The sequence below is a fragment of the Halomonas citrativorans genome, assembly GCF_900163645.1.
Lineage (GTDB): Bacteria > Pseudomonadota > Gammaproteobacteria > Pseudomonadales > Halomonadaceae > Vreelandella > Vreelandella citrativorans.
The window spans coordinates 236,494-257,672 of the sequence record NZ_FUKM01000048.1; the positions used below are offsets into that span (position 1 = coordinate 236,494).

Annotated in this window: 20 protein-coding genes; 15 read left to right on the plus strand and 5 right to left on the minus strand. The window is 52.1% G+C overall.

The genetic code is table 11. From position 1 onward, the window contains the following. The first annotated feature begins 24 nt into the window (after positions 1 to 24). The 10 genes from CZ787_RS12295 (at position 25) to CZ787_RS12340 (ending at position 8,690) form a co-directional block, all read left to right on the plus strand. Entirely contained in the window at positions 25 to 993 is a 969-nt protein-coding gene (locus CZ787_RS12295; protein ID WP_087109581.1) for a sugar kinase, read from the plus strand. 35 nt (positions 994 to 1,028) lie between these two features. Further along, complete coding sequence (locus tag CZ787_RS12300; protein ID WP_087109583.1) at positions 1,029 to 2,003, plus strand: 2-hydroxyacid dehydrogenase; 975 nt, start codon at positions 1,029 to 1,031, stop codon at positions 2,001 to 2,003. A gap of 8 nt (positions 2,004 to 2,011) precedes the next feature. Further along, positions 2,012 to 2,683, plus strand: a complete 672-nt coding sequence (locus CZ787_RS12305) for an HAD family hydrolase (protein WP_254908617.1) — start codon at positions 2,012 to 2,014, stop codon at positions 2,681 to 2,683. A 263-nt stretch (positions 2,684 to 2,946) separates the two neighbouring features. Then, positions 2,947 to 3,945, plus strand: coding sequence for a TRAP transporter substrate-binding protein (locus CZ787_RS12310; RefSeq protein WP_087109587.1), 999 nt, complete (start codon positions 2,947 to 2,949; stop codon positions 3,943 to 3,945). After that, positions 3,945 to 4,487 (plus strand): TRAP transporter small permease, encoded by a 543-nt coding sequence (locus tag CZ787_RS12315; RefSeq protein ID WP_087109589.1) that lies wholly within the window; start codon positions 3,945 to 3,947, stop codon positions 4,485 to 4,487. Before CZ787_RS12310 ends, CZ787_RS12315 begins: the two co-directional genes overlap by 1 nt. Then, entirely contained in the window at positions 4,484 to 5,758 is a 1,275-nt protein-coding gene (locus tag CZ787_RS12320) for a TRAP transporter large permease (protein WP_087109591.1), read from the plus strand. The genes CZ787_RS12315 and CZ787_RS12320 overlap by 4 nt, the downstream gene beginning before the upstream one ends. 33 nt (positions 5,759 to 5,791) lie before the next feature. Then, positions 5,792 to 6,622, plus strand: coding sequence for a 5-dehydro-4-deoxy-D-glucuronate isomerase (gene kduI / locus CZ787_RS12325; RefSeq protein ID WP_087109593.1), 831 nt, complete (start codon positions 5,792 to 5,794; stop codon positions 6,620 to 6,622). Between the two features lie 24 nt (positions 6,623 to 6,646). After that, positions 6,647 to 7,399, plus strand: coding sequence for a 2-dehydro-3-deoxy-D-gluconate 5-dehydrogenase KduD (gene kduD / locus CZ787_RS12330; protein ID WP_087109595.1), 753 nt, complete (start codon positions 6,647 to 6,649; stop codon positions 7,397 to 7,399). A 65-nt stretch (positions 7,400 to 7,464) separates the two neighbouring features. Beyond that, positions 7,465 to 8,259, plus strand: coding sequence for an IclR family transcriptional regulator (locus CZ787_RS12335; RefSeq protein ID WP_087109597.1), 795 nt, complete (start codon positions 7,465 to 7,467; stop codon positions 8,257 to 8,259). A 50-nt stretch (positions 8,260 to 8,309) separates the two neighbouring features. Then, complete coding sequence (locus CZ787_RS12340; RefSeq protein ID WP_254908618.1) at positions 8,310 to 8,690, plus strand: sodium:solute symporter family transporter; 381 nt, start codon at positions 8,310 to 8,312, stop codon at positions 8,688 to 8,690. A gap of 81 nt (positions 8,691 to 8,771) precedes the next feature. Here CZ787_RS12340 and uxuA read toward each other — a convergent pair whose 3' ends face one another. The 3 genes from uxuA to uxaC are packed head-to-tail and all read right to left on the minus strand — an operon-like array spanning position 8,772 to position 12,867. Next, positions 8,772 to 9,950, minus strand: coding sequence for a mannonate dehydratase (uxuA, locus tag CZ787_RS12345; RefSeq protein ID WP_087109599.1), 1,179 nt, complete (start codon positions 9,948 to 9,950; stop codon positions 8,772 to 8,774). Positions 9,951 to 9,960: 10 nt separating this feature from the next. After that, entirely contained in the window at positions 9,961 to 11,427 is a 1,467-nt protein-coding gene (locus tag CZ787_RS12350) for a mannitol dehydrogenase family protein (protein WP_087109601.1), read from the minus strand. Between the two features lie 30 nt (positions 11,428 to 11,457). Beyond that, positions 11,458 to 12,867: a glucuronate isomerase gene (gene uxaC, locus CZ787_RS12355; protein ID WP_087109603.1), complete on the minus strand. Its 1,410-nt coding sequence runs from the start codon at positions 12,865 to 12,867 to the stop codon at positions 11,458 to 11,460. Between the two features lie 252 nt (positions 12,868 to 13,119). Between uxaC and CZ787_RS12360 the strand changes: the two genes are divergently transcribed. The 5 genes from CZ787_RS12360 to CZ787_RS12380 all read left to right on the plus strand — a co-directional run bounded on the left by CZ787_RS12360 (position 13,120) and on the right by CZ787_RS12380 (position 19,303). Then, the gene (locus CZ787_RS12360) at positions 13,120 to 14,118 is read left to right on the plus strand and encodes a TRAP transporter substrate-binding protein (RefSeq protein ID WP_087109605.1); all 999 of its coding nucleotides are present in this window, start codon (positions 13,120 to 13,122) and stop codon (positions 14,116 to 14,118) included. A 4-nt stretch (positions 14,119 to 14,122) separates the two neighbouring features. Continuing rightward, positions 14,123 to 14,623 carry a TRAP transporter small permease gene (locus CZ787_RS12365; protein WP_087109607.1) on the plus strand — a complete coding sequence of 167 codons (501 nt, stop codon included), beginning with the start codon at positions 14,123 to 14,125 and terminating at the stop codon, positions 14,621 to 14,623. Between the two features lie 23 nt (positions 14,624 to 14,646). Then, positions 14,647 to 15,945: a TRAP transporter large permease gene (locus CZ787_RS12370; RefSeq protein WP_087109609.1), complete on the plus strand. Its 1,299-nt coding sequence runs from the start codon at positions 14,647 to 14,649 to the stop codon at positions 15,943 to 15,945. Positions 15,946 to 15,964: 19 nt separating this feature from the next. Then, complete coding sequence (locus CZ787_RS12375) at positions 15,965 to 18,364, plus strand: TIM-barrel domain-containing protein (protein WP_087109611.1); 2,400 nt, start codon at positions 15,965 to 15,967, stop codon at positions 18,362 to 18,364. Positions 18,365 to 18,544: 180 nt separating this feature from the next. Then, a complete protein-coding gene (locus tag CZ787_RS12380; RefSeq protein ID WP_087109697.1) occupies positions 18,545 to 19,303 on the plus strand; it encodes an FCD domain-containing protein in 759 nt (252 codons plus the stop codon). Between the two features lie 75 nt (positions 19,304 to 19,378). Here CZ787_RS12380 and CZ787_RS12385 read toward each other — a convergent pair whose 3' ends face one another. Together CZ787_RS12385 and CZ787_RS12390 are read right to left on the minus strand one after the other, a co-directional pair. After that, the gene (locus CZ787_RS12385) at positions 19,379 to 20,668 is read right to left on the minus strand and encodes a TRAP transporter large permease (RefSeq protein WP_087109613.1); all 1,290 of its coding nucleotides are present in this window, start codon (positions 20,666 to 20,668) and stop codon (positions 19,379 to 19,381) included. After that, positions 20,665 to 21,159: a TRAP transporter small permease gene (locus tag CZ787_RS12390; RefSeq protein ID WP_087109615.1), complete on the minus strand. Its 495-nt coding sequence runs from the start codon at positions 21,157 to 21,159 to the stop codon at positions 20,665 to 20,667. Before CZ787_RS12390 ends, CZ787_RS12385 begins: the two co-directional genes overlap by 4 nt. Positions 21,160 to 21,179 lie beyond the last annotated feature (20 nt).

Below are 21,179 nucleotides of genomic sequence, written 5' to 3' on the forward strand. Positions count from 1 at the left end.
CACACTTAAAAAGAGAATATCCTGATGGCAAATACAACGTCCTCCTCCCCTCGGATACTGACTTTTGGCGAAGCCATGGCCATGCTGGTGGCTAATACACCGGGTGATCTAGCAGAAGTCGAAAGCTTTCATCGTCGTTTAGCAGGCGCCGACAATAATGTCGCCATCGGCCTCTCGCGCCTGGGTTTTCACGTTGGCTGGTTGAGCCGAGTGGGCACCGACAGCCAGGGCCGGTTTATTCAGCAGTCTTTAAAAGCTGAAGGGGTTGACGACCGATATATTCAGCTTGATGCGCAACACCCCACCGGGCTGATGTTCAAAGAGCGCGCAGAAAACGGTGCCGACCCACGGGTTGAGTACTTCAGGCGCGGCAGTGCCGCCAGCCACTTAAGCATTGAAGATGCCGCTTCCATCGATTTTCAGTCGCTCACTCATCTGCATGCTACCGGCATTACCCCCGCGCTTTCTAAAAGCGCCCTGGAATTAACCCGCCACTTGATGCAGCAGGCACGCCAAAGCGGCGCCAGCATTTCCTTCGACCCCAATTTACGCCCATCACTTTGGCCCAGCGAAGCTGTCATGCGTGATACCTTAAATGAGCTGGCTAGTCTTGCTGACTGGGTGCTACCGGGACTTTCCGAAGGGCGGCTTTTGACCGGCTGCGAATCGCCCGAAGCGATTGCCGACTTCTACCTTGAGCGCGGTGCCAAGGCCGTTATCATCAAGCTAGGCCCTGAAGGCAGCTTTTATCGCGGCACGCTGGGAGGCTCTTTGGAAAGCATCAACGTACCCGGCCAGCCGGTCGCCAACGTTGTTGATACCGTGGGGGCTGGCGATGGCTTCGCAGTCGGTGCGATCAGCGCACTACTAGATGGCCTACCTGCTCGTGATGCGCTTAAACGTGGCAATCTGGTAGGCGCCCAGGCCGTACAAGTCGTCGGTGATATGGAAGGTTTGCCCACCAGGGACAAGCTGGAACAACTTGAGCACTAAGGTCACATGTAACGATCACAACACGAGGAGCTAGCATGAAAAAAAGTATCATTGTGACAGGACGACTTGGCGATCCACTAAAAGAAATGCTAGCGCAACACTTTGAGCTTATTGAGCACTCAGGGCCACTAGATCCCACTCAGCAAGACGTGCTCGACATGCTATCGAAGGCGCACGGCATTATCGGCTCAGGGCTGCCCATCACGCCTGAGTTACTTGATGCGGCGCCTGCGCTTGAAGTTATTTCGACAATCTCGGTGGGTTACGACAGCATCCCCGTGGATGAGCTAACCAAGCGTGGCATTATGCTGTGCAATACACCTGATGTGCTCACTGAAACGACCGCTGATACCGGTTTTGCGCTGGTGATGGCCTCAGCACGCCGGGTAACAGAGCTTGCCGAATGGGTGAAGGCGGGCAACTGGAAAGCCAGCCTTGGCCCTGATCACTTTGGTAACGACGTACACGGAAAAACGCTGGGCATGATAGGTTTTGGACGCATCGGCCAAGCGGTTTCCCGGCGCGGTGCGCTCGGTTTTGGTATGTCGATACTCTACTCCAATGCATCTCCCAAACCTGAACGCGAAGCAGAGCTAGGTGCCAAGCGCTGTGAGCTTAACGAACTTCTGGCCGAGGCAGATTTTGTCTGTGTGACCGTGCCTCTAACCGCAGAGACCGAACATCTAATCGGTGCCGACGAGTTTGCACGAATGAAGCCCTCAGGCATTTTCATCAACATTGCCCGCGGTAAAGTCGTCGATGAATCAGCGCTAATTGACGCACTTGAGAAAGGCACCATTAAAGCAGCGGGTTTGGATGTCTTCGAGCAGGAACCGCTGCCAGCCACCTCCCCTCTACTTAACATGACCAACGTCGTTGCCCTGCCCCATATTGGGTCCGCAACACATGAGACTCGCCAGGCAATGGCTCAGCGCGCCGTGGATAATATTCGCTTGGCCCTACAGGGCAAGCCTCCCATTAACCTGGTTAACGAGGACGTACACCAATGAGTCCTGCTATGCCCAGCGCAACGACCGCCGCTTACTGCCTACTGTTTGACTGTGATGGCACGCTGGTAGACAGCGAAGTACTCCTTGCAGAGGTAATGGGCGACATTCTTCCGGAGTTCGGCCTACCGTTCTCTGCGCGTCAGTATATGGAAGAGTTTCGCGGGGTACGCTTTCAAACGATAGTCAATACGTTAGAAGCGCGTTTTCAGCCCCTCACAGAAGACCAAGCGGCGACGCTTGAAGCCGGTATGCGAACACGCATGGAAGCCCGCATGCGCGCAGAGCTTGAACCCATCGCTGGCATTCCAGATGCGCTTGAACAATTAAGCAGCTACGCCAAAGCCGTGGTATCTAACGGCCCCGAGCGAAAAATCCGCTGTGCCATGGAAAGCACCGGTTTAGGCCACCATTTTAAAGGGAATTTATTCAGTGCTTATACCCTGAATATCTGGAAACCCGACCCCGAGCTTTACCGCAAGGCGGCGGCGGCAATGGGCTACGCGCCCGAGCAATGTATTGTGATCGACGATGCGGCCGTAGGTGTAGAAGCCGGGTTGGCTGCAGGTATGCACGTTATCCATATTAACCACTTTCCTGATGAAGAGAGCACGCCCGAAGGCGCCGTTGGCATTCAGCATGCCAATGAGCTACCAGCAGCTATCGCGCGCTTAAATCTTTAATGGAAGTAGCATAGCCCCCCCCCCCTCCTTTCCCATCATTCATGCTACCGCTAGGCATATTTACTCCGCCTAGCGGCGCGATTATCTGTCTACTTACTTAACCTTCTTTTTTATATCAAGACCATGGTCGCATAGCTCAAACATTGACCTGTGCAGGAATGGCGCTAAGCTTGGTCATAACTCAAATATAAAAATACATTTTATACTTGAGTTATGACGACTATGGCATAAAAAAAACATCAAAATAAAACGGAGAGCCTTCCATGCGCCTAACCCACCTGATGATGGCCAGCCTTGCTATCGGCTTCACGACATCTCTGCAAGCTGCTGACTTCACATTCAAATACGCTCATTCTCAAACCGATGATGCCCCGCGATCTGAGTCCATGCGTTACTTCAAAGAAGCACTTGAAGAGCGCAGTGATGGGCGTATCGCGGTAGAACTCTATTTCAATGGCACGCTAGGGAAAGAGGAAGACGTACTTCAACAAGTCCAGATGGGGCTTATTCAAGGCTATCGCGGTGGCTTGTTTGCTCAAGCTAACCCCGCCTACCTGATCTATACCATGCCGTTTCTGTTCACCACGCCGGAACAGGCCATTGACGTTATGGAAGGCGAGCTGGGCCAAGCCATTAATGAAGGCGCACATGCAAATCAGCTGCATATACCGGTGACCGGAGTTGCAGGCGGCATGCGCCAGTTAACCAACAACGTTCGCGCCGTTAATCAAGTTGATGACCTCCGTGGTTTGAAAATTCGCACCCCGCCGCTGGCTCCCACGTTGCTGGCATTTGAAGCGTTAGGAGCTTCCCCACAGCAAGTGCCTTATACCGAAACCTATATGGCAATGCGCACAGGCGTAGTCGATGGTCAGGAAAATCCGCCCTCCAATATCGCTGATATGAAATTCCATGAAGCTCAGGAGTACATGTCATTACTGAACTGGCAAATCCATCCTGACCCCTTCTTTATCAGCGCTCAGTGGTACGACCAGTTACCTGAAGATCTGCAGTCAATCGTTGACGACGTGGCTCAGGAGACGATGACGCGCTCCAACGAAATTTGGCTAGCCTCCGAAGCCAACTACCTCGACACACTTGGCGAGCACATGAGCATTAATGATATCGCCGACGAACACCGCCAAGGTTTTGTGGATGCCGTCGTTCCTGTTTGGGAGCACTTTGTTGAACGTGGTGACTTTAGCCAGGAGCAGTTAGAGCAAGTACTCACGCTGACCGATCAAGCCGAGGTATTGGAGTAATGAACCCTCCTCCACTGGCGCAACCGATGGCGGAAGATACCGTTTTGATGCGGGTAATGCGCCGCTTCGCTAGCCTATTGGAAAATCTTATTGCCGCATTAATTGCGGCGGTTTTCCTGCTCTGCTTGACACTGGTGATATTACGCTACGTATTCAGCATTGGCTTTGCCGGTGCTGAAGAGGTGATGCGCTTTCTATTTGTGTATTCCACCGCAATGGGGGCATCGGTCGCCATTTTGCGCGGCGAGCATATCCGTATCAGCGTGCTTGTGGATGCGCTGCCTACGTCAATAGCCGTCTGGCTCAACCGCTTACGCCATATACTCGTGATGGTATTCAATGGCTATTTGGCATGGCTCAGCATTAGCTGGATTGGGCAAGTGGGTCGCTTCCGCTCCGCCGTACTGGATGTGCCCAATTGGGTAGTGCAAATCAGCGTCCCTATTGGCGCGCTACTGGTCATCCTATTTTCCTTGGCGGTGCTAATGGGTGGAGAACGGCCCTCCGTTCAACGAGAAGACGCGCAGGAGAGCCAAGCATGATCTTACTGCTAGTTAGCCTAATAGTGCTTCTACTGATAGGAGTGCCCATCGCCTATTCGCTGGGGCTTTCGGGGTTGGTCTATTTTTTGATCATGCAACCAGGCTTGATTGGCGTGCTGCCCCAGCGGGTGCTGTCCGGAATGGATTTGTACACCATGATTGCCCTGCCGTTGTTTATTTTGATGGGATTGGTAATGAACGCTTCAGGCATTACCTCTCGCTTAATCGACTTCTGTTTGATGTTGGTAGGTCGTTTCCCTGGTGGTTTGGGGCACGTCAATATCTCAACATCGATGATTTTTGGGGGCATATCAGGCTCTTCTGTGTCTGATACGGCCTCGGTGGGTTCCTCCATGATTCCGGAGATGGCACGTAAAGGATACAGCGTCGAAACCGCCAGCGGTATTACCGTGGCCTCCTCCACCATGGGAATGATCATTCCACCCAGTGTACCCATGGTAATTTTCGCCGTTACCGCTCAGCAGTCTATCGGCACCATGTTTATGGCGAGCCTTGTACCTGGTTTACTGATTGGCTTGCTGATGATGGGCATTATTGCGCTAATGGCCGGTCGCCAAGGCTACCCTCGTGCCCACGCAGGATTAACCTCTCAACAGCGCCGTCAGGTAATTCAACGTGCGGTACTCGCCCTATTAATTCCCCTGTTTGTCGTGGGTGCGGTGGTCGGTGGTGTCGCGACAGCCACTGAATCTGCCGCGTTAGGCGTGGGCTATGCGCTTTTTCTAGCATTGGTAGTCTTTAAAAGCCTCAAGCTGCGTGAACTACCTGCACTATTTCGCTCTGCCGTCATGACCAGCGCCACAGTGATGATCATTATCGCCATGAGCCAGCTATACGTGTGGATTCTCTCGATGGAGCAGATCCCCCAACTATTGGCAGGCTTTTTAGGCGGGCTGGATCTTACCCCGATGCTGCTCCTGCTGGTCATTGCTGCTGCCGTGCTACTGATCGGCACCTTTATTGATGTAACCCCCGCGATTTTGCTGATTACCCCAGTGGTGCTGCCGGTACTTGCCCTGGCCAATATTTCCCCCGTGCAGTTTGGCGTATTGCTGATTAGTGGCTTGGCTATTGGCTTGGTCACGCCACCGGTAGGCATGTGTCTGAACGTATGTTCATCCATTACCGGCCTCTCGATTGGACGTATTTTCCGTGGCGCTTTGCCGTTTCTCCTCGCAAACCTTCTGGTGATGCTGCTGGTAATAGCTTTTCCGCTCATCACCCTTTGGCCGCTCACGCTGTTCTCGTGAGCCCATTTACTTTCATCATTTAAGGAAACTCATATGGATATTCGCCAAGCGCTTCATAGCGATCATTTTAAAACCCTCGATACTCAGGGCTTGCGTGACAAAATGCTGGTTACCGAGATTATGGTACCTGGCCAAATGTCACTAACCTATAGCCATGTTGACCGCATTATTGTTGGTGGCGCAGTACCCACTGATTCGCCGCTTACCCTGAGCGGTGGCAAAGAACTTGGCGTTGACTATTTTCTAGAGCGGCGGGAAATGGGCGTTATTAACATTGGCGCGCCCGGACGCATTACTGTCGACGGTGAAACGGTCGAGCTCGGCCCCCACCACGGCCTGTATATTCCCAAAGAGAGCCGTGAAGTCAGCTTTGAGAGCCTTGATGCGAGCAAGCCTGCGCGCTTTTATATCAACTCAACGCCTGCCCATGTACGTTACCAGCTACGCCATATCCGCCCGGAAGATGCCTCACCCACCACCCTTGGTGACCCTGAAACCGGCAATGTGCGTACCATCAATAAGTACCTGCATACCGATGTACTGGATACCTGCCAGCTATCCATGGGGCTAACCCAGTTAGAGCCCGGCAGTATGTGGAACACCATGCCCTGCCATACTCACGAACGACGCATGGAAGTGTACTTCTACTTTGACTTGAGTGAAGACGATGTGGTGTTCCACCTATGTGGCGAACCTCAAGAAACTCGTCATATCGTAGTTGCCAACGAACAAGCCGTGATTCACCCAAGTTGGTCGATTCACTGCGGGTTCGGTACCCGCCGTTACACCTTTATTTGGGGTATGTGCGGTGAAAACCTGACCTACGATGATATGGATTTTATCGCTTCTAAAGAGCTGCGCTAAACCACTACTCAGGGAGAGTGACCAATGACGCTATTTTCACTGAATGGCCAAGTTGCAATGGTAACCGGGTGCAATAAGGGACTCGGACAAGGGATTGCCATTGCGCTGGCACAGGCGGGAGCCGATATAGTCGGAGTCAACCGAAGCCCTGCTGGCAATACCCGCCAGCAGGTAGAGGCATTAGGACGTCAGTTTTACGACATTACCGCTGAGCTGGGCAGTCAAGCACCTAGTGAGATCGTCTCACAAGCGATCATGCAAGCGGGCAAGGTAGATATCCTGGTCAACAATGCGGGAATTATTTGCCGGGCGGCAGCCGTTGAGTTTTCAGAGCAAGACTGGGATGCGGTCATTGATGTTAATTTGAAAGCCGCTTTTTTTCTCGCGCAGCAGGTGGCCAAACATCTTATCGAGCGTGAAGCGCCGGGCAAGATCGTCAATATCGCTTCATTACTGTCGTTTCAGGGCGGCATTCGTGTGCCCTCCTACACCGCCAGCAAAAGCGGTATTCTCGGTCTAACACGTCTACTCGCTAATGAGTGGGCGGGTCATGACATCAACGTGAATGCCATCGCCCCTGGCTATATGGCTACCGATAACACCCAAGCATTGCGCGACGACCCCCAGCGCCACGCTGAAATTCTTGGCCGAATCCCCGCTGGACGCTGGGGCACGCCCGAAGACTTAGCCGGTGCTGTGATATTCTTATGCTCCGATGCCGCCCGCTATGTACATGGGCATACCCTGGCAGTAGACGGCGGCTGGCTGGCACGCTAACCAAGCATTTTGGTTAATTAACATTACCATCAACGAGCGATTGGCAATTACGTAAGGAAGCTTGAATGAAGGAGAAGGCTGAAACGCAGTACCACGCCCCTGCCTTAGAGAAAGGGTTGGATATTTTGGAGCTGCTTGCTCAGTCTTCCCAGCCGTTAAGCACCCAAGCGATCGCCGAGCAGATCGGCCGTAAAACCAATGAGATGTACCGCATGCTGATGGTGCTGCGGGATCGCGGCTACGTCAGCATGGATGATAGCGGTAGCCGCTATCAGCTAACCCTAAAGATATTCGAAATGGCCCACCGCTTCCCTCCCACCAAGCGGTTAGTGCAGGCTGCGCTGCCACGCATGGAGGAGCTGTGCCATGAAATTTCCCAGTCATGTCATCTTAGTGTTGCGCGCCCTGGCCATCTATTGGTTGTGGCTCAGTATGAAAATCCCGACAAGATGGGTTTTGGTCTCCGTTTAGGAGCCAAAATAGATATTTGCGGCTCCGGTTCGGGGGCCGTTATGCTAGCCTTTTTGGATGAGCCACGGCGGGCACGGGTACTGGCTGCCAGCGATGCCACGGTAGAGGAAGTGGTTAGAACACGTGCTCTATTTGACCCGATCCGTCAGCAGGGTTACCACATTGGCCCCAGCCCTCAGGTTCAAGGGCTAACCAACATCAGCTTTCCTGTCTTTGGTGTTCATGAGGTGATTGAAGCCGTTATCACCATCCCTTACCTCACGCTGATTCCAGAAGCGATGCACCGGGAAGTTCCCAGCATCGACCGCTGCCGTGAACAGTTAGGAGAACTAGCAAACGCCCTGACAATGGCTATTGGCGGGCGCCTACCAAAAGATACAACGAGCTAGAAGCAGGTAGTCAAATGCTCTTTAACGTTTAAGTCATTATCGACTAGCACATGCCGCCAGGGTTGGGGCTACTACTATTAGTAGCGGGCCTTTCCGCCACCATGTCGAGCGCCAGCTCCGATGCGATCGCCGGTGTCTCCACGCTCATTCGGGATTTGTATGTGCTGGCGACAGGGCGTACACCCTCGGCCCGTAATGTGGTGCGCTTTTCACGTATTGCCTTAGTGGTAACCATTGGTTTGGCACTGCTTTTCGCACTCGCCTCGGACAACGTGATCACTTACATCACTCGCATGATCTCGACTATCCTGTCAGGGCTATTCGTTAGCGCCATACTGGGCCGTTTCTGGCCACGCTATAATTGGCAGGGTGCCATTGCCACACTGATTTGTGCCTCGGCAACGTCTTTAATAATTATCGCGAATAGCTAGCATTACAAAAAAGCCCCGCTGACCCATTAAGTCAGCGGGGCTTTTTTGTCCTTATAACGATTTTGTGCTGATGGCGATGGCTTATCCGGCAGTTAGCTGGCGCACGGCGAGCTCCACGCCACGCAACTCGGCAAGCCCTCTCATGCGGCCATAAAGCGGGTAGCCCGGCGCAGTTTTACGCTGTTGATCGTCGAGAATATGATGGCCATGGTCGGGGCGTAATGGCAAACGCGCCCCGCCCTCTTTTTCACGGCGACGCTCTTCTTCGACCAGCGCCTGGATAACGCCGACCATATCAACGTTACCTTCCAGGTGCGGTGCTTCATGGAACGAGCGCGGGTCCGCTTCGCGCTGTGTGGCACGCAGGTGGATAAAATGAATATGCGAGGCAAAGTGGCGGGCCATGGCAACCAGGTCGTTGTCTTCACGAACACCATAAGAGCCGGTGCAAAACGTTAGGCCATTGGCCGGGCTGGGCATATGATCCACAATCCACTGCGCATCCTGATGCGTTGAAACTACCCGAGGCAAGCCGAGAAGCGGCCGGGGCGGATCATCAGGATGGATCGCCATACGAATGCCGACTTCTTCTGCTGCTGGAATAATCGCTTGTAAAAAGTAGCCAAGATTTTCGCGCAGCTTTTCAGCATCAATCTCCGCATACTCCGCCAGCACATTGCGAAACTGTTCCAGCGTATAGTGCTCTTCAGCCCCAGGCAGCCCGGCGATCAGTGTCGTCACCAGCTTATCGCGTGCGGTCTGATCAAGCGTATCAAGGTAGCGTTGGGCCATACGCTTATCCGTTTCGCTATACTCATCCTCGGCCCCTGGCCGCTTAAGAATATAGAGATCAAAAGCAGCAAACGCGGTGTGATCAAAGCGCAATGCCAGCGCACCATCCGGCAGTACATGAACGAGATCTGTTCGCGTCCAGTCGAGCACCGGCATAAAGTTGTAACAAACGGTGTCGATACCGCAAGCAGCCAAATTACGTAGCGTTTGGCAGTATGTGGCAATCAATGCATCGCGCTCGGGCAGACCCTGCTTTATCGCTTCATGGACCGGCACACTTTCAACCACCGACCAGCGAAGCCCGGCGGTCTCAATCATGTTCTTGCGCGCTTGAATAGCCTCGACCGGCCACACTTGGTGATTAGGTATTTCATGCAGTGCCGTCACAATGCCGGTCGCACCGGCCTGGCGAATTTCTTCAAGACGTATCGCATCGTTAGGGCCAAACCAGCGCCAGGTATGCTCCATAAATAACTCCCTATCCTTCGAGGCCTAGCGCTGCTAACGCGGCGTTTAACCCATCTTGCGTTAAGGCGCGATAGGCCGTTACTACGTCGTCGACAAACGGCTGATTTGTTGCCAACGCGGGTGGTACCACTTCGTCAATGGCTAAAAATGCGTTTACCAACGCGACCGTCTGGCCACCGTGAGTCTGATGTAGCTCAGCAAACTGTTTTGCCATGGGATCATCAACGGAATAAAGCTTGCCGTTTAGCTCCTGGCCGTCGGTATAACGAATCCACCCAGCTATTCCTAATGCAGTGCAAGGCGATGCCTGACCCGCTTGAATACGCTCAAGAGCGCCGCTCAGCCAGCGCTGGGGCAGCTTCTGGCTGCCGTCCATGGCGATCTGCTGCAAACGGTGGCGCAAGCTGTCATTGGTAAAGCGTGAAAGTAGCGAATCAGCGTACGCCGCAAGGTCAGTGCCTTCGGGCATATCAAGCGTCGGTGCGGCTTCTTCCAACATGTAGCGGCGCAGCAGCGCGCGCAGTGCCGGTTGGTTGATGCCGTCATACACCGTTTCAATGCCTTCCAAGGCACCCAAATAGGCCAGCAGAGAATGGCTACCGTTCAGCATTCGCAGCTTCATGGTTTCAAACGGGGCAACATCGGCGACCATTTCTACGCCGTCGGCCTCCCAACTTGGCCGTCCGGTGGGGAAGTTATCCTCTACCACCCACTGCGAGAATGCCTCGCCCACCACGGCATTAGGATCAACAACACCTAAGGCAGCCAAGCACTCAAAGTCAGCGTCGGTCATCGCAGGCACAATGCGGTCGACCATGGAGCTTGGAAACGCCACTTCGGCATCAATCCACTCGGCAAGTTCGGCGCTGCGCTGCTGGGCAAGCTTAACCACGGCTTTACGAGTACGCTGACCGTTGTGCGGCATGTTATCGCACGAAAGCACGGTAAACGGCGCCACGCCCGCGGCATGCCGCCGAGCCAGCGCTTCAACCAACAAGCCAGGAGCGGTCCGCGGCTCGCTGGGTGAGGCGATATCGCCTGCAACCATCGGGTCATCCAGGCGCAGCTCACCGCTGGCCGGGTTCAGAAAATACCCTTTTTCCGTCACGGTCAGCGTAACGATATGCGTACTTGGCGCCGCCAGCCGGTCAAGCAGCGCGTCTCTATCCCGCCCCCAGTTGCCCGACGCATCGCAGCCGGAAAACAGCGCTTCTTCAATCACGCCTATCTCGCGCAGCGTCAGTGTCTGGCTGTCGGCATATTCCGCCACCTGATAGCGGTAACCCGCCTTGCGCAGGTTATCCACCAGATCAACACTCGAGCGTAAATTGGCGCTACACACGCCCCACTCACTATCGCTAGTGCGCTGGCGATAGCGCTCAAGATAAACCGCTTGGTGAGCACGGTGAAACGCGCCCAAGCCAAGATGAACAATGCTGATATGGCCGCTGGCTTGACTAGCTTCGATGGTTTGCATATTCAATGCAGTATTCTCCTTGGCAAGTTATTACACGTCGACATCGAAATAGCGCCGTGCATTATAGAAGCTGATATTGCTAACCAACTCGCCCAGCCAACGCTCATCGTTGGGAAGCTGTCCATCTTCCACCCAACGCCCTAACATACGGCACAAAAGACGCCTAAAGTATTCGTGGCGGGTAAAGGAGAGGAAACTTCGTGAATCCGTCAACATGCCCACAAAGTGGCTTAAAAGCCCAAGCTGGGAAAGCTGAGTCATTTGCCGTTCCATACCATCCAGTTGGTCGTTGAACCACCACCCGGAACCGAACTGAACTTTACCGGGGATGCCACTGCCCTGAAAATTGCCAGCGGTAGTAGCCAACACTTCATTAAACAAGGGGTTTACGCAGTAAAGAATCGTTTTGGGCAATTGATCATTGCGATCCAAGGCATCCAAAAGCTGATTGAGCGGCGCGGCTATGGGCCTGTCATCCATGGAGTCGAAGCCAGCATCCGCGCCTATCTCACGCCAACCGCGAGTACTGTTATTGCGTAACGGGCCCATGTGGTACTGCTGTACCCAATCACGCCGATGGTATTCGCGGCCCAGAAAGATCAGTACTGCCGTCATGAATTGCGCCTGCTCGTGCTCATCAGGCAGCGTGCCATCCAGGCGGCGCTTAAGTATGCCATTTAATTCCGCATCGGTAGCCAAGGCAAACTGGACACGCTCCAAACCATGGTCGGCAATTTTGCACCCATGCGTGGTGAAGTGGTCCATCCGCTTTTCTAAAGCGCTATAGAGCGAGTTGATATCACTTATTTCTATACCCGCTGCCTTGCCTAATTTCTCAAGATAGGCGGGATAATCAACCGCAGCCGGCTTAAATGCACGGTCAGGCCTGAAGCTTGGCAGCACTTTGACACTAAAACTTGTATCAGAGGCTATTTGCGCGTGATGGCTAAGGTCGTCAGCAGGGTCGTCCGTGGTACCCACCATGCGGACATTCATCTGCTGAAGGATACCGCGAGCGGAGAACTCAGGCTTGGACAGTAGTGAATTGCCCCGCTCCCAAATGGCGTCGGCAGTGGTAGGGGACAGAAGCTGATCGGTTATTCCAAAGGGGCGTCTAAGCTCAAGGTGCGTCCAGTGGTAAAGCGGATTACCCAAGGTATTAGGAACGGTAGCGGCCCATGCTTGAAATTTTTCGTAGTCACTGGCATCGCCGGTGCAAAAACGCTCGTCCACACCGTTCCAGCGCATGGCGCGCCACTTGTAATGGTCACCTTTTAGCCAGATTTCGGTCAGGTTCTCGAAGCGACGGTCTAGCGCGATATCTCGGGGAGACAAGTGGCAGTGGTAGTCAAAAATGGGTTGTATGCTTGCATAGCCGTGGTATAGGCGCTTTGACATCTCGCTATCGAGAAGAAAATTCTCTCCAAGGAATGCTGCCATTAAACCCTCCATTGCGATCGTTACGTCTTAGGGCAGAAAGGAACTGAGCTAGCCGCCCTTGTAAATTGGTTAGGCCAAAGAGTCCACTTGGATGCTTTCATTGTCAACCTTTCGCCCACCAACTACGACCAAAGCCTCATTTAACAAAAGGATTGGTTAGTCCAATTTAGCGACCTGTTCAAACTTGGCCCAATGACTACAACGTGCAGGCACTATTTTATTGTAGGTAGGCTTTTCAGGAGATGGGACAACATGCATAAAGGCATAATTTCAGTCTTATCGGGCGCTCTGTTCGCGCTTTCGGGCTGCTCAATGCCCTCAGAGGTGTCTTCGGGCGTTACTCAAATGAGGCTCGCTCACAACATGAGCGAGAGCCACCCTGTTCACAAATCCTTGGCATATTTTACCGAACGGGTCCGTGAAAAAAGCGGCGGAGAACTATCGTTTCAAATTTACGCCAACGGGCAGCTTGGCTCTGAACGTGAAGTTATTGAGTTAGTTCAAACCGGTGCCGTGGATGTTACAAAAGTGAGCGCCACCGCGCTTGAGAGCTTTTCTAACATCTACTCTCTGTTCAGCATTCCTTACCTCTTTGCCAACCCTGAGCACTACTATCGCGTGATGGATAGCGATATCGCTACCGATATTTACCAGCAAACCGCCGACAATGGCTTTTTTGGTCTGACCTATTACGACTCTGGCATTCGTAATGTTTACACCATTGATACGCCCGTACGGACCCCAGCCGACATGCGTGGTTTGAAGCTGCGCGTTCAGCCCAGCCAAACTGCGCTGGAAATGACCCGGTTAATGGGCGGCGCACCAACGCCCATGGCATACGGAGAAGTATATACAGCGTTACAGCAAGGGGTGATTGACGGCACTGAGAATAACGAAACAGCATTGACGTCATCCAACCATGGAGAGGTAGCCAAGGAGTACTCCTATACCGCTCATGCCATCGTGCCCGATCTGTTGATTTTCAGCCAACATCGCTGGGAGAGCTTCACGCCACAGCAACAAACATGGCTTAGAGAAGCGGCAATTGAATCCACCGCGTTTCATAAGGAACTCTGGGCAAAAGAGATCGAACAAGCGGTCACAAAAGCGCAGGAAATGGGCGTTAACTTCCATCACGACGTGGATGTGGAAGCCTTTCGTGAATCGGTTGCTCCCATGCACGAAAGGGTAATGGAAAATCCGGTCTTGGCACCTCTTTACAAGCGCATACAAGAACTAACGGAGTCTTGAAGCCATGGTAAACACGATTAATCGCTGGCTAAGCAAAGTCATCACGGTGCTTACATCAGCAATGCTAGTTATCATGGTGCTGGTTGCACTATGGCAGGTGGTGAGCCGCTATTTGCTTAATGATCCCAGCACGTTTTCGCAGGAGTTCCTGCGCTATTCGCTTATCTGGATCACGATGATCGGCGGCGCGCTCGCCTTTCACACTAAAAAGCACATTGCGGTAGAAATGGTGACTAACCGGTTTTCTCCTGGCCTGCAGAAAACCGCTCACTTTGCCGTACTCGCCTTCCTGATCCTCTTTTCTATTATCGTCATGATTTATGGGGGCGTCTGGCTGGTCTCTTTAACCATGTCCCAGCAGACCGTCTCCCTTGGCATACCGATGGGTTATATCTACCTCTCCCTACCCACCTCAGGCGTTCTAATCCTTTGGTTTTGCATTTCAGAACTTATCAATGCCAGTGCCGGAACCCCTCACGATTTCGATCAAACCTTAGACGTTTAATACACAATTAAGGCATTTGAGCCATGACAATTATTGCAGGTTTCAGTCTACTCATTTCTTTCTTTATCCTTCTACTTATCGGGGTACCAATCGCCATCAGTATGGCGGGTGCCTCCATCGTAACAATGCTACTGATTGCTCCGTTTGATGTTGCGGTATTTACCTCAGCACAAAAGATGGTGACCGGTATTGATAGCTTCACGCTACTCGCCGTTCCTTTCTTTTTGCTTACCGGCATCATTATGAACCAGGGTGGTATCGCGCTACGCTTGGTCAATGTGGCAAAACTCTTTACGGGGCGCTTACCCGGCTCGCTTGCACACACTAATATTGTCGGCAATATGTTGTTTGGCTCGCTTGCAGGCTCTTCTGTGGCCTCTGCGGCGGCGATCGGTAAGGTCATGCAACCACTGCAAGAGAAGGAAGGTTATGACCGTAAGTTCTCTGCCGCGGTTAATATTGCCTCAGCCCCCACGGGGTTAATTATCCCACCGACCGGGCTTTTCATTATTTACTCCCTGGTTAGCGGTGGCACCTCGGTGGCTGCGCTATTTTTAGCAGGCTACATCCCAGGCATACTCTGGGGAATGGCGACCATGGCGGTGGCGTACATCATTGCCAAGCAAAGAGGCTATACCACGCCGCATAAAGTTCCTTTGCGCGCTGCCATGAAAGTATTGTGGGACGCCGTACCCAGCTTGTTTTTAATCATCATTATTATCGGCGGTATTACAGGTGGCATATTTACCGCTACCGAGGCATCGGCGGTGGCCGTGTTGTATGCGTTACTGCTCTCTTTCGCCTATCGCAGCTTATCGATTAAGCAACTGCCCGGCATACTCAAGGAAACAGCAGAGCTTACCGTTGTCATCATGTTCCTTATCGGCACATCCGCCATGCTGGCGCTAGTGATGGCTTTCACGGGGATTCCAGCAGCCATTAGCGAAGGTATTTTATCGCTGACCGATAATCCCATTCTGATTCTCATATTGATCAATATTATTTTGCTATTGATTGGCACGTTTATGGACGTCACGCCGGCCATATTGATCTTTACTCCTATCTTTTTACCCGTGGTGTCGGAATTTGGCATGAGCCCTGTGCACTTTGGTGTCGTGCTCATCGTAAACTTGTGTATCGGCAACATCACGCCTCCCGGCGGCAGCGCGCTGTACGTTGGCAGCAAGGTAGGCAAAGTAAAAATGGAAGAAGTGATCAGGCCTCTTTTACCGTTTTATGCGGCGGTCATCGCGGTCCTCATGCTGATAACGCTACTGCCGATTCTCAGCGAATGGCTTCCGCGCCTAGCCGGCCTCATGTGATTTTCAAGGATTGACCTCGATGAATATTCAAGAGCGCTATTGCTTTCACTTAGCCAAGACTCAGCAAAACCACCTCATCTTTGCATCAAGGGATGAAGACGTGAAGGCCCACTTCTTTATCCTTGAGGAGGGCATATTTCGCGTACTTTTTGAAAAACAAACAGGACTTGAGGTTGGTAAGACCTGGAGTATTGCGCCAGGCCAAGACGATCTTCCTCATCGTGGCCGAGACAGGTTCAGTACCGAGCACTTTAGTTTGCCGGGCTACACGCTATCTGAGGATGAACAGAGCTTTGCAATCCAAACTCGCCAGCTAAAAGCTGTCATTCAAAAGGAAGGTTTTCGAATTGACTGGTATCACACCACTCACGGTCAGTGGCAGCTGTTCGCTCAGGATAGACAGACCCAAGCGTATAATTTCAATGGCGAATTAGGCCAGGAGCTCAAGCACTACCTGAAAAGAGATATTCAGGAGCAGTATTACGGTTTGGGTGAGCGAACCGGGCACCTAAACCATCATCACCGCCGCTATCGTAATATTACAATCGATGCGATGGGTTATGATGCCGAACATTCGGATCCACTGTATAAACACATTCCTTTTTATATTACCCGCAAGCCGGAACAAGCGTTCTCCTACGGTCTTTTCTATGACAACTTAGCGCCTGGCTACTTTGATATGGGCCGTGAGCTTGATAACTATCATGGCCTTTATCGCTACTTTGAAGCTGAATCCGGTGACCTGGATTACTACATGATCGCCGGTCCTCATATGCGCGATGTAGTAACCACTTATACCTGGATGACAGGTAATACGGCCCTGCCACCCAAATGGAGCATCGGTTACTCAGGCTCAACCATGAGCTACACCGATGCCCCCAATGCACAAGAGCAGGTGTGGGAGTTTATTGAGCAGTGTGAAAAGCACGACATTCTCTGCGATTCATTTCAGCTCTCGTCGGGTTATACCTCCATCGATGGCAAACGCTACGTCTTCAACTGGAATACGCAGAAATTTCCCGATGCCAAAAAGCTCTCGGCAGACTTCAAGCGCAAAGGTATCCGCCTTGCCGCCAATATAAAACCGGCGCTTCTCACGGACCATCCGCAGTACGCAAAACTGGAGTCGCTTGGCTATTTTCTAAAAGATGAAAGCGGTAATACAGAGCTTGCTCAGTTCTGGGATGGCGGGGCCGCACATGTCGACTTCACCAATGAGGGCGCCTATAACTGGTGGAAAGAGGAAGTAACCCGGCAGTTGCTTGAGTATGGTATCGAGACGACCTGGAACGACAACAACGAGTATGAGATTTGGAGTAAAGGCACTCAAGCAGACGGCTTTGGCGCTCGCCTTCCCTTTACACGCATTCGTGCGCTCTTCCCACTATTAATGATGAAGGCCTCTTTCGAAGCACAAACAACCTACGCTTCTGAAAAACGTCCTTTCCTCATTTCGCGCTCGGGCGCACCAGGCATGCATCGTTACGTGCAAACCTGGACCGGTGACAATCGCACCGAATGGAAAACCATCAAGTTTAATAACAAGACAGGTATTGGCTTGAGCCTTTCGGGCGTTTATAACTTCGGCCACGATGTAGGAGGCTTTGCTGGCCCTAAACCGGATTCAGAGCTTTTTATCCGCTGGGTGCAAAATGGCATCTTCCACCCTCGTTTTACCATTCACTCCTGGAACGAAGACGCAACGGTCAACGAGCCGTGGATGTATGACGAGGCCGTCGCCCCTATTCGTGAGCTGATAAAGCTACGCTCACGACTAACGCCCTATTGGTATAGCGCGTTTTACAAGGCCCATGTACATCACGAGCCAATCCTCAAACCCACCTTCTTCGATTTTGAAGAGGACACGTGCACGTGGCTTGAGAACGACGACTTCTTAGTGGGCGAATCGTTGCTCGTTGCAAGCGTTGTTGAGCCCGGCGTCTCGACTCGTGATGTCTACGCGCCTGAACACCCAGGTGGCTGGTTCGATTTTTATACGGGCAGGTTCATCGCAGGCGGCACACAAGCCACGCTCGACGCACCTCATCATCAAACTCCTCTTCTCGTTAAAGCGGGCGCCATTATCCCCACCAACGAGGCTTCACGTACATTTGCCAATAAAGATGCGGACCAGCGCGGCTTTTTACTTTTCCCGCCACGGGGGGCAAATGGCATATCTCGGTACACCCATTATGAGGATGACGGCGAAACGAGCCATTGGCGCACCGCTCATGCCTTGGTAGAGCTTCACATGCATACTAGCGAAGATGCGATCCATGTAACGACAGACGTCATTTCTAATGGCTATCGCCTACCCTACGAATCAGCGATCTTCATACTGGCTACCGGCGACACCCGCACGCTGTACATAAACGGTGAAGAGAAGCCGAAGAGCAACGAGGTCACTGCCTCCCTATAGCAGGAGTTAAACGCTGGGATAAGAAGCAGGCTCCAAGAGAGTAAGCGCTCTTGAAAAGTGAAGCGAGGAAAGTACCCTCGCTTCACTCACCGCGTTTAAGGAAAACCTGTGGGTACAAACGCTTGTTACCGTTTGAATGGCCTTCTGGTTCAGCACTTTATTCAGCCTTGGAACACAAAAATGCAACTGCCTACCCCCCAACGCCTCTATCAAAAGACCGGGTTACAACTGAAAGAGCGCATCTTGTCTGGCCTTTACGGCGAGGGCAACCGGCTTCCCGCCGAGCGTGATATCGCAGAAGAGCTGGGCGTTAGCCGCACAGTGGTTCGTGAAGCGCTGATCATGCTGGAACTCCAAGGGCTAGTGGAGGTACGCAAGGGGTCAGGCATTTATGTGCTGTCGCCTCCCAAGGAGCCTATACCCAGTAAAACCGAAGACGAGGATAACGCGCTCAGCGCTGGCCCTTTCGAAATGCTCCAGGCACGCCAGCTTATCGAAAGTCAGATTGCAGCGCTTGCGGCCACCCTAATTACCAAAAGCGATATACTGGAACTGATGGAGATCAGCAAACAAGCACGCGATGAAGATCGCTATCAAGACTCAGAATGGGACAAACGCTTTCATTTGCAGATAGCCAAGTCGAGCCAAAATGCTGTTTTAGTCTACCTGGTCGAAAAGCTTTGGTATCAACGCGATAAAAACTTATTGTGGCAAAAACTCCATGATCGAATTGATAATCGCCAATCGTTGGATAGTTGGTGCGACGATCATGATGTTATTTTAAAAGCCCTAATTCGACGCGATGCGAGCGCCGCTCACCAAGCCATGTGGCAACATCTCGAAAATACGAAAGAGATGCTTTTTAAAGCCAGTACATTAGAGGAAGAAGACGAACTCGACTACTACCTCTTTGCCGACAAAGTGGTGTTAAAAGAGTAGCGCCGAGTTATTACCCGGCGCTCGCCAACCCATCGTGTCTTGGCACTTTTACAACGCTAGCTCTTAAAAGTCGCTTCAGCCGAGCAATAGATTAGGCAAAAATAAAACAATATTGGGGAAGAATATAATACAGGAGACGACTACGAAAACAGCTAATACATAAGGCAGTAGCTCTCTGCTGTAGTCATAAAAAGAGCAGCGTAAAATACCGCAAACCGTATACATCGAGATGCCTACAGGGGGCGTCATCCCCCCAAATGTCACAAGCGTCATCATCAAAAGCCCGAAATGAACGGGGTCCACGCCAGCAGCTTTGATAACAGGCACAAGAATAGGCGTCAGCAACATCACTACAACGGTTGCTTCAAGTAGCATCCCCATACAAATCAGCAAGAATGCAAGTACAAACAACAAAGCAGTTTGGTTAGTAAAAACGCCCAAGGTAAGTTCCGCTATTGTTTGAGGCACTCGCTCGAAAGACACCACATAACCGATAATGCCGGCAAACATAATAATCAGCATGACCATCCCAATGTCTCTTACGCTGGCACGCATGGCATTGAGCAACTCTTTAACACCCATTTCTCGATGAATTACGCAGCCGATGAAGAGCGCATAAGCAACCGCAAAAGCGCCCGCCTCGGAAGGCGTAAATAACCCATAGCGAATACCCACCAATAGCCAGACCGGAAACAGTATGGCCCAAATACTTTCTCGCAGCGCTTTTAGAAGCTCCTTGCCCTTCGGTAGATGAGACCTTACAGGCTGGTAGCCGCGATGCTTCGCCATGATATAAGTGGTGACCATAAACGCGACCATCAATAAAAAGCCAGGAACCAGTCCAGCGATAAATAGACGCCCGATGGAGACCTCTCCTAGATATCCATACAAGATCAAACCAATACTAGGCGGAATCGTCGCGGTAATGAGACCGCCTATAGAAAGCACGGCACCCGAAAAGCCAGCAGAGTACCCCCCTTTAATCATACTTTTACCCAAGACGCGCGACTGCATAGCGGCATCGGCTACCGCGGATCCAGACACACCGCCCATCAAGGTGCTCAATACGATGCTCGCCTGGGCCAAACCGCCACTCATCCACCCTGCCAAGAGTGTCGAAAGGTGGACCAGCCGAGGGGTTATACCGCTGGCATTCATCAAGTGCCCGATAAAAATAAACAGCGGTACGGCTAATAGCGGAAACGACTGAGTGGACGAAACAACACGCTGTACAGCGATACTGGTTGGCAGGAATGTCTCCGGCAGTAAAAAATATGAAAATCCAGCAATGCCGATCGCAAAAGCCACCGGCATGCCTATCGCCATAAGCAACAACCCAAACCCCAACAATAAAGCGGCCGTCATAGTGTTTCCTCCACCGCGTTATCGTCGTCTGCGACCAAGCTTGCGATAATCCCTATCGCTGTTATACGACGCAGCAGCGTTATTATCATTAAGACAGCACCAATCGGCAGCGCCAACGTGATATAGCCATAACTTAACCCGGCGACGCCCATAGGCCTTTGCCAGTTTGAAGTAGCTAAAATAAAACCATACCAGGCAAGCAGCACGAGAAATAGCAACATCATACCCAAGCACAAACTGGTAATAATTAACTGTAATTTGGCGGGAAGACGAATAACCAACGCATCTATTCTCACCTGCCCCCCATGGCGCAACGTGATATCCGCACCCAATACAGCAGTCCAAATGAACAAAAACTGCGCAAGTTCAGCGCCACCAGCGAAAGGCTGGCCTACAGCTCTAGCCGTTGAGCTAACTAACATCGAAAGAGAGGTGCCCCCTAAAAGCGATATAGCCAGCCACTCTTCGCCTTTGTCGTACCAGCGCCACATATTGAATCCTTTCCACTAAG